This window comes from Arthrobacter sp. Hiyo1 (assembly GCF_001263615.2).
GTDB lineage: Bacteria > Actinomycetota > Actinomycetes > Actinomycetales > Micrococcaceae > Arthrobacter.
On record NZ_DF952469.1, the window covers coordinates 294,077 to 302,364 of the forward strand.

The following is an 8,288-nucleotide window of genomic DNA, read 5'->3' on the forward strand; positions in this document are numbered from 1 at the left end:
TCCATCAAGGGATGCGACAGTGCCGGCAGGGCTGATTCCTGAGTTGACCGCTGACGGTTGGCCTTTGGGGCTCATGGATGGCACTCCTGGAGTGGGGAAGGCAGCACGAAAACCCGAAATTCTCTCGAATCCCGGGGCGTTCCTAGCCTACCCCGCCCACACCGTAGGATGTTTGGGAGCCGCAAGAGCTTTCAACCGAGATATTCACGGAGGACCCCCATGGCCCTGAACGCATCCACCATCCTGCCCTACGGCGTCGACCGCGTAGCCGCCACTTTCATCGACGAAGACTTCCTGCGCCACACGAGCGAGTATGTCGGCGGCACTTTGGAATCATTCCAGATCGACGGCGACGTCGCCGGCGCCTTCACCACCACCACGGTCCGCACGTTGCCCACCACGCGCCTCCCGGAGATCGCCCGGAAGTTCGTGGGCGAGAAGCTCACCGTCACCCAGACCGAGAAGTGGGACGCCCCGACGGCCGATGGCTCGCGGACCAGCAACATCTCCCTCAAGATCTCAGGCGCCCCGCTGGATGTCACCGCAACGCAGCGCCTGGTGGCCGACGGCGGCAGCACCCGCGTCGAGCTCGAAGGTGCCGTCACGTCGTCGGTTCCGTTCCTCGGCGGCAAGATCGCCGACGCAGCCGAACCGATGGTCGGCAAGGCCTTGAACATCCAGTCCCAGCAGGCCCAGGCCTGGCTCGAAAGCCACTAGCGTGCAGTTGGCAGCCGGGCTGTCGATCGTGCTGATCGTCGCGGGTGCGTGGTCCCTCATCGTGTGGCCACAGTTCCTGCGCCGGGTCATGTCGGACCCCCGTGCCCGCGACGCCAACGGGAAGGCCACGAAGTTCCTCACCGTCCACGTCGTGCTGGTCGCCATCTCCATGGTGCTCGGACTCGCGACGGCGGTCATCGGGATCACGGCGCTGCTCACGTAACGCCCCTTCCGGCCCCAACTGACTCGCATTTGTTGTGGTTATGACGCCTCATAACGACATTAACTGCGAGCTAGTTGGGGCCTCGGCGGGGTAGGTGACCGTTCCGCTAAAATAGAACACAGGTGCGCCGGGAAGTCTGGTCGGCAATAGTTTTGTCCACCCCGCACTCCCCAAGGAGCCACATGGCGAACCGCCCCCACGACGCTGCCCCCTCAAGGGTATTCAGCAGATCCAGTTTCCCGGAATATCAACGGATCCTGGCTATTCTCCGCACTGAAACCGTTGGTGGCGCGCTTTTGCTCGCCGCTACTGTGGCCGCACTCGCCTGGGCAAACTCGCCCCTTGCCAACGGCTACTTCGCGCTGCGCGAAGTGAAGATCGGCTACGCTCCCTGGCATCTGGAATTGAGCCTGGGCCACTGGGCCTCCGACGGGCTCTTGGCCGTTTTCTTCTTTATCGCCGGACTGGAACTCAAGCGTGAATTCGTGGCCGGGGAACTGCGGAAGCCGGCAAAAGCGATCGTTCCGGTGGCGGCAGCGGTGGGCGGCGTGGTTCTTCCCGCGCTCATCTATGTGGTGATCAACCTCGGCTCGGGCGCGGAAACACTCAAGGGCTGGGCCATCCCTACTGCCACTGACATCGCTTTCGCGTTGGCCGTCCTGGCCGTCATCAACACGCATTTGCCCGCGGCATTGCGGACCTTCCTGCTGACACTGGCAGTGGTGGACGACTTGATTGCCATCGGCATCATCGCCTTCTTCTACTCGAGCGGCCTACAGCCCTTCATGCTGCTGGCCGCCGCGGTGCCCTTGGCCCTCTTTACGTTCCTGGTCCAGAAACGCGTCCGCAGCTGGTACCTGCTGCTCCCCTTGGCCGCAGCCACGTGGGCCTTCATCCATGCCTCGGGCATCCACGCCACCGTGGCCGGGGTCCTGCTTGGTTTCGCGGTGCCGGTCGTAGCCTCAGGCAAGAACGGCGAACCTGCCGCCGGGCTCGCCGAAAGCTTCGAACACCGCTTGCGTCCCTTCTCCGCCGGCTTTGCGGTGCCTGTTTTCGCTTTCTTCTCCGCCGGCGTGGCTTTGGGCGGGGCCGAAGGACTGGGAGCGGCCCTGCGCGATCCCGTGGCAGTCGGCATCGTCCTGGCCCTCGTGGCCGGCAAGACGGCTGGAGTGCTCGGCACCACGTTCCTCATCACCAAGACCACCCGCGCGCGGCTGGATGACGGCCTGGCATGGATCGACGTCGCAGGGCTGGCCATGCTGGCGGGCGTCGGTTTCACCGTCTCCCTCCTGATCGCCGAGCTGGGCTTCGGTAGCGGTTCTCCGCACGACGACCACGCGAAAGTGGCCATCCTCGCCGGTTCCCTCGCCGCGGCGGTGCTTGCGGCCGTCGTACTCAAAGCCCGTAACCGGCACTACCGCCACGTGGCGCGGGAGGAGCTAAGGGACGACGACGGCGACGGCGTGCCTGACGTTTTTACCCGCGCCTGACGTGCCGGGACCGCATACGAGTAGCCCGCATTTTAATGCGAGTAATGCCCTTTTCAATTGGGGTGGTCGGCACGCTGTTTGGGCGCTATCTGCAGGAATACCTTGCTGCTATGGACGCGAATAGTATGGAACGAGTGTGGCATGGGGCCCACAGGAAAGCCCAAGAGAAGAACTGGTCATTGATCTTTGTTTGGGTAATTCTCGGTCTCATGTCGATTTCGGTGCTCATCGCAGCGGGTACCCAAATGATGCGGTGACTAGGCCAATGGTACAAAAAAGCTCGGACCGGTTTTTCGGGTCCGAGCTTTTCTTTGCCTCGTGCGGTTTTCCAACCTTTATATAGTCAGCCGTGAAGGCCGCAGCACAGCTGCGGTGAACCATTCGGCCTTACCGCACGAATCCCGCGACGGCGGCAAGAATTGTCGCGGCGACGAGGGCGAGCAACAATCCCACAACCACGAATTCCGCCCGGCGGACCCTATGCTGGCTCTGGCGCCATTCGCGCCTGCTCTCCAAAGTAATCATGCTTCGAGGCTAAGTCCGGACCACGGGCCGAAATAGAGTGGAGGGTACTCGACCTCGGCCCACCCGCACTAAAGAGCCTGGGCCAACCCTTGGCCCGCCTCGGCCTGGCGCAGCGCGTCCTCCGCGGCAACCCACGCGAGCATGGCGCACTTCACCCGGGCAGGATACTTGGCAACGCCGGCCAGGGCGGCAGCGTCTTGGAGAAGTTCCTCATCCGCTTCCAGCTTGCCGCGCGAACGCATCAATTCGCGGAAGTGGTCGATCGTGTGGCGAAGAGACACCGGGGACATGCCCGGTGCCATTTCACTGAGTATGGACGCCGACGCCATCGAAATGGCACATCCGTCGCCGTCCCAATGGATTTCCGTGACGGCCTGTCCGTCACCGGCGGTGCCAAGACTCAGCCGGAGGGTGATTTCGTCCCCGCAAATGGGATTCAGCTGGTGGCTCTGGCCCGTGTAGCTCTGTTCCGTGCCGGGGGTGCCGGTTCCCGGGGCCGGAAGCTTGGCAAGGTCTCCGCCGCTGCGCGCCTTGGAATGCTCCAGGATCAACTGCTGGTAGAGCGAGTCCAGGCCGCTCATGATGTGGCTCCAGGAGCCGCTACCCCAAAGTACGGCCTGATCCGGGCAACCGCATCCACCAACAGATCGACTTCATCGGATGTGGTGTAGAGGTAGGTACTGGCCCGCGTGGACGCGCTCAGGCCCAGCCTGCGGTGCAAGGGCTGGGCACAATGATGACCCACCCGGACGGCGATGCCCAGCTCGTCGAGGTACTGCCCGACGTCGTGCGCGTGCACTCCGGCGACGTCGAACGCGGCAAGACCGGTCCGTTCTTCTCCCGGCCCGGGGCCCAGCACACGCACGCCGTCGATGGCGCTGAGGCCGGTGACAAGCCGCTGGCCGAGCTCCGCCTCACGACGGGCGATCCGCTGCATTCCTGTTTCGCTGAGGTAGTTTGCTGCGGCAGCGAGGGCCACGGCCTGCGAAATAGGCTGGGTTCCAGCCTCGAAACGCTGGGGAGCAGGCAAGTATTGGGCTTCCTCCATGGTCACTGTGGTGATCATGGAACCGCCGGTCAGGAACGGTGGCATGGCATTGAGCAGTTCGCTGCGGCCATAGACCGCACCGATTCCCGTGGGCCCCAGCATTTTGTGGCCGGAGAACACGGCGAAATCCACGTCCAGCGCCTTGAAGTCCAAGGGGAGGTGCGGCGCGGACTGGCATGCGTCCAGGACCACCAAGGCGCCTACTTCCCGCGCCATTCCGACCAACACGCCAACGGGGTTGATATTGCCGAGGACGTTTGACGTGTGGGTGAAGGCCAGGATCCGGGTGCGCGGGGTGATGAGGCGTGCTGCTTCCTCGAGACGCAGCGCACCGGCGTCGTCGAGCGGAATGTACTTGAGGCTTGCCCCGGTCCGCCGGCACAGCTCCTGCCACGGAATCAGGTTGGCGTGGTGTTCCATTTCGGTGACGAGGACTTCGTCCCCCGGCTTGAGGGCGAAGCGTCCGGCTTCCCCGCCCGCACTGCCTACGCTGGCGTTCGAAAACGAATAGGCCAGGAGGTTCAGCGGCGGTGGCGTTGGCAGTCCAGATCAGCTCATCGTCCTCCACACCCACAAAACGTGCCACGGTGGAACGCGCGTCTTCGAAGGCGTCGGTTGCCTCTACCGCAAGGTGGTGCGCTCCGCGATGAACGGCCGAGTTCCGCTGTTCATAGAATTCCTGCTCAGCCTCGAGCACGCTCCGGGGATTCTGCGAGGTGGCGCCCGAATCGAGGTAGACCAGCGGTTTGCCGTTGATTTCCTGCCCAAGAACGGGGAAGTCGTTGCGGATGCGACCGACTTCATCGTCATCGAGTGCGGAAACCTGGGCATCTCCCCACGCGGGGGTGGAAACCATTGTCAAAACCGGTGCTCCTTGTCAGGACTACGTGGCAATCGCCAGCGGCGGACCGCCAGGACTGGCGGCGTCACCTTGTAATTGTCCCACCAATAGGAGCGTTGGCCCTACTCCTCCGGCTTCGCGAGCTCGTCCCACAGTTCGGAAAGCTTCTGCCTGCGGGACACTCCGAGCTTGCCGTAGACCCGCTGCAGGTGGGCGTTGACCGTGTTCACGGCGATACCCAGGCGGGCAGCCACCTCCGCACTGCTCAGCCCGGAGGCCACCAGGGCAGTCACTTCGCGTTCACGCTGGGAAAGCTTTACGACGCCGGGAAGGACCGAGGATCCGGCCTCCGGACTGGCCGGGTGGGGTTCGTCAAAAACGAAAGCCTCCTCCTGGTCCAACGCTTGCTGAGGTTCTCCGATGCCTACTTGCCCAGTTCCCATTTCCTGTCCTGCTTCCTGTCCCGACGGCATGCCGGACTCGACACTCCACACCAGCTCGGACACTCCGGCCCCCAGCTGCCGGTCTCCCCGGGTGCCGGTACGGGCCGCAAGGCCGAGATTCAACATCTCAAGCGCCCGGTGCCCCTTTTTGGCGGCAGACCCGGCGAGTTGGAGCAGCTTCCGGTGCGAGTGCTCAGCGCCAATCAGCACTGACCGGGCGGCGGACGAATAGCTTTCGGCGAGCTGCGAGGCCAGATAGTTCCCTCCGCTGGCCCGCGAATCGTAGGCAGCCAGGGCGCGACGGACCTGGTTGACGTCCCCCAGCAACCACGCAGCCGCGGCAAGTCCGCCGAGCGCCGGCGGGAGGAGCCCGTCAGGGTCGGCTTCATCCAGCCGGGCCTTGGCCTGGCGGAACTGTTCACATGCCAGTTCCAGGCTCCCCTGCCTGGCAAGTACGAGTGCCCTGTACAGATGCGCTGAGCCACCGAAATAGCTCATCCGGTTGCTGAAGCTGGAACTTCCGGCGCAGAACATTTCGGGCCCGCCCCATTGCCCGCGCCAGATCAGGTTGGACCCGTGGATGGTCAGCACAGTGGAGTGGAAGTCCACGGGGCAGCGCGGCAGCCGCCCCACCGCTTCGAGCGCCAGGGTCGAAAGTGCGACGGCGTCCGCGAACCGTCCGCTGACAGCCAGCCCCTGGGAGACGAGCGCCATCAACAGCACGCCGGCCTGGGTGGGCGGGGGTGGATGGCCCTCCGATCTCAATCCAGGATCGACCAATTGGCTATGGCAAAGCCTTTGGAACAGCTCGGTGTTGGCTGAAGGCCAGCTACCGTTTTGGGCGTCCAGATACAGCTGGAGGACGTCCAGTTCGTCCCGGACGGCGGACTCGCCAAGATGGGCTGGCTCGCCGGGCTGGATGCCGAGGGCGGCAGCCACCAGCCGCCGTCGGGCATCCTGGAGGACCGCCTTCAGCACATTGGCTCCCGGCGATGTCGGCAGAAGCGCATGCAGCAGAAGCCACACAGCGTGGGCGAAGTCGAGCGTCAGGACGTCGGGGGTGTTCGCCACCAGACCCTTCAAGACCGTCACAGCCCCGGGAAAGTCCCTTGTCTGATAGAGCGCCCTCGCCAGTTCCACGCCGGCAACCAGTCCGAGTTCCGCGCCCGCACCGCTTCCGCGGCCCGCCGGGCCCTCCGGTTGTCGTGAATGTCGTTCGCGGCGATGGCCACGGCCAAAAGATCGGCATCCGGCACCGGTAAACCGCTTGCCTGTTCTAGGTCCACGCGGCGGAACAGCGTCCACAGCGAATCATCGCCAACGGGTGAGGACGTCGCGTAGATGCTCCTCCGAAGTTCGAGGATCCGTTCAGGTCCCAAGTGCTGCCGGGCCAGCCTCGCTTCGATGGCATGGCTGAGCGTTGCCGTCTCCGGGCTGTCTTTCAGGACCCGGATGGTTCCGTCGGACCGCAGCGCGTCGATCGCCCGCTTTGGGCCGAGTTGTTCAAGGACGGCCAGCGGTATCGGCTCCCCCACCGCCAGAATGTCCACCACCTGCCGCTGTGGCACGGAATAGCCCTCAAGCCGGTGGCGGGTCAGCTCGAGCGCTTGCGAACCGTCCAAGCGGATTGGTCCGGACAACATCCAGGAATCGGCCTGTTCCACGATCTCGCCACGCGCTGCGGCTTCGTCCACCAACAATTTCGCGGTCTGCAGGTTTCCACCGGTGAGGGTATGGATGTCCCGCACCAGGCTGCGGGCTGCGCGCCCGCCGAGGCGATCATCAAGGAATTCGCGAAGCTGCTCCTGCGTGAGATCGTCCAGGGTCACCACCGACAGCTGCCGCGACACCACGGATTCCATGAGTTCCATTCTCAAGGGCCGGTCCGAGCGGTGGGTGGCAATCAGGCGGATGTCCGGTTCAACAAGCAGTTGGCTCAGGAGCCAAAGAGACATGTCATCCAGGAAATCTATGTTGTCCAGTACCAGCAGTGCGGCGGATCCGGAGGTCGCTGCGCCACGCACCGCTTTGCGGCAAGCCGCCACGATGGAACCCGGCCACACTTTGGCCCTCGCCGGCAGGTCCGGAACAAGGGCCATGGCGATTCCAAAGGGAATGTCCGCGAACGACTCCGAGACGTTGTGGGCGATCACGCTGAAGGAACCGCCCAGCACTGAAGCCGCTGCGTCCAAGAGGGTGGTCATTCCGGAGCCTCCCGGTCCCGAGATGACTATCCCGGCCGGTTCCGGCCCGGACAAGGCAATAACAATCTCCTGGAGCTCCGCGGCCCGAATAATCGGGGGCGGGGTGTGGGTCCCTTCGGTATCGTCCATGGTCCTGTCTCATCTTCGGGCCGCCGGACACACGTTCCTGACGGCTGTGGCACGGACCGGTGTCATTTCCAAACGTTACCTTCGGGTTTCAGTCCCTGGATTGAGTGGTAACTACTTGGTTTTCCGGGGCTACTTGCACGAAACATCCCCGCTCCACGGAGCCTCCGGGCGACGCACCACGACGCCGTTTCCACCCCGGTTTTCCCGCCGGATTTGCATCCTCTGTTACCGCTCTGTGATCTGACTGTGTAAGCTGGTGCCGCAAGAGTAAGTTCCGGCTGGCTACTTCTGGGGAGTTGAAGCGCAGCCGATTTCCGCAACAACTCTGTCGTGGCACACCGTTTGGCCGTGTACGACGCTGCCGCACGTTCAGCTGCAGCTCGCCTTATCCATTGCCCAGGTCTCGTATGTCTATGTCCCCAACAGATATGTCACCCAAAATATGAAACACCTGTTCACAGCACTCATCGCCGTGGCTGTACTTGCCTTTGGTGGGTTCGCCACCATCTCAGCTGTCCAGTCATCACACAAATCCTCCTATCAGGCCGGCGACCGCGGTTCATATTCGCGGCCAAGCTCATCGCCTTCGCTTCATCCGCGCAAACGCGCACCGCCACGCCGGCACCGACGCCGACGCCCACACCCAGCAATGTTCCGGCCGCGGCGCC

7 protein-coding genes and 1 pseudogene are annotated in these 8,288 nt (G+C 63.8%); 3 read left to right on the forward strand and 5 right to left on the reverse strand.

From position 1 onward, the window contains the following. Positions 1-219 precede the first annotated feature (219 nt). From AHiyo1_RS05905 to nhaA, 3 genes are all read left to right on the forward strand, one after another. Positions 220-717, forward strand: coding sequence for a DUF2505 domain-containing protein (locus AHiyo1_RS05905; protein WP_059387918.1), 498 nt, complete (start codon positions 220-222; stop codon positions 715-717). Between the two features lies 1 nt (position 718). After that, positions 719-940 (forward strand): SCO4848 family membrane protein, encoded by a 222-nt coding sequence (locus AHiyo1_RS05910; protein WP_059387919.1) that lies wholly within the window; start codon positions 719-721, stop codon positions 938-940. 182 nt (positions 941-1,122) lie between these two features. Further along, positions 1,123-2,430 carry a Na+/H+ antiporter NhaA gene (nhaA, locus tag AHiyo1_RS05915; protein ID WP_059387920.1) on the forward strand — a complete coding sequence of 436 codons (1,308 nt, stop codon included), beginning with the start codon at positions 1,123-1,125 and terminating at the stop codon, positions 2,428-2,430. A 387-nt stretch (positions 2,431-2,817) separates the two neighbouring features. Here nhaA and AHiyo1_RS24500 read toward each other — a convergent pair whose 3' ends face one another. The 5 genes and pseudogenes from AHiyo1_RS24500 to AHiyo1_RS05935 all read right to left on the reverse strand — a co-directional run bounded on the left by AHiyo1_RS24500 (position 2,818) and on the right by AHiyo1_RS05935 (position 7,620). Beyond that, positions 2,818-2,955 carry a hypothetical protein gene (locus AHiyo1_RS24500; RefSeq protein ID WP_172465507.1) on the reverse strand — a complete coding sequence of 46 codons (138 nt, stop codon included), beginning with the start codon at positions 2,953-2,955 and terminating at the stop codon, positions 2,818-2,820. A gap of 68 nt (positions 2,956-3,023) precedes the next feature. Continuing rightward, complete coding sequence (gene sufU, locus AHiyo1_RS05920) at positions 3,024-3,536, reverse strand: Fe-S cluster assembly sulfur transfer protein SufU (protein ID WP_059387921.1); 513 nt, start codon at positions 3,534-3,536, stop codon at positions 3,024-3,026. Next, positions 3,533-4,859 (reverse strand): annotated as a pseudogene (locus AHiyo1_RS05925) (aminotransferase class V-fold PLP-dependent enzyme). Before AHiyo1_RS05925 ends, sufU begins: the two are co-directional and overlap by 4 nt. Positions 4,860-4,966: 107 nt before the next feature. Beyond that, a complete protein-coding gene (locus AHiyo1_RS05930; protein WP_148667440.1) occupies positions 4,967-6,358 on the reverse strand; it encodes a helix-turn-helix domain-containing protein in 1,392 nt (463 codons plus the stop codon). A gap of 17 nt (positions 6,359-6,375) precedes the next feature. After that, on the reverse strand, positions 6,376-7,620 hold the full coding sequence (locus tag AHiyo1_RS05935; RefSeq protein WP_059387923.1) for an AAA family ATPase: 1,245 nt from the start codon (positions 7,618-7,620) through the stop codon (positions 6,376-6,378). Positions 7,621-8,288 lie beyond the last annotated feature (668 nt).

Coding starts and splice junctions, on each gene's coding strand:
- AHiyo1_RS05905 (WP_059387918.1), top strand. CDS start 220: ATGGCCCTGAACGCATCCACCATCCTGCCCTACGGCGTCGACCGCGTA.
- nhaA (WP_059387920.1), top strand. CDS start 1,123: ATGGCGAACCGCCCCCACGACGCTGCCCCCTCAAGGGTATTCAGCAGA.
- AHiyo1_RS24500 (WP_172465507.1), bottom strand. CDS start 2,955: ATGATTACTTTGGAGAGCAGGCGCGAATGGCGCCAGAGCCAGCATAGG.
- sufU (WP_059387921.1), bottom strand. CDS start 3,536: ATGAGCGGCCTGGACTCGCTCTACCAGCAGTTGATCCTGGAGCATTCC.
- AHiyo1_RS05935 (WP_059387923.1), bottom strand. CDS start 7,620: ATGGACGATACCGAAGGGACCCACACCCCGCCCCCGATTATTCGGGCC.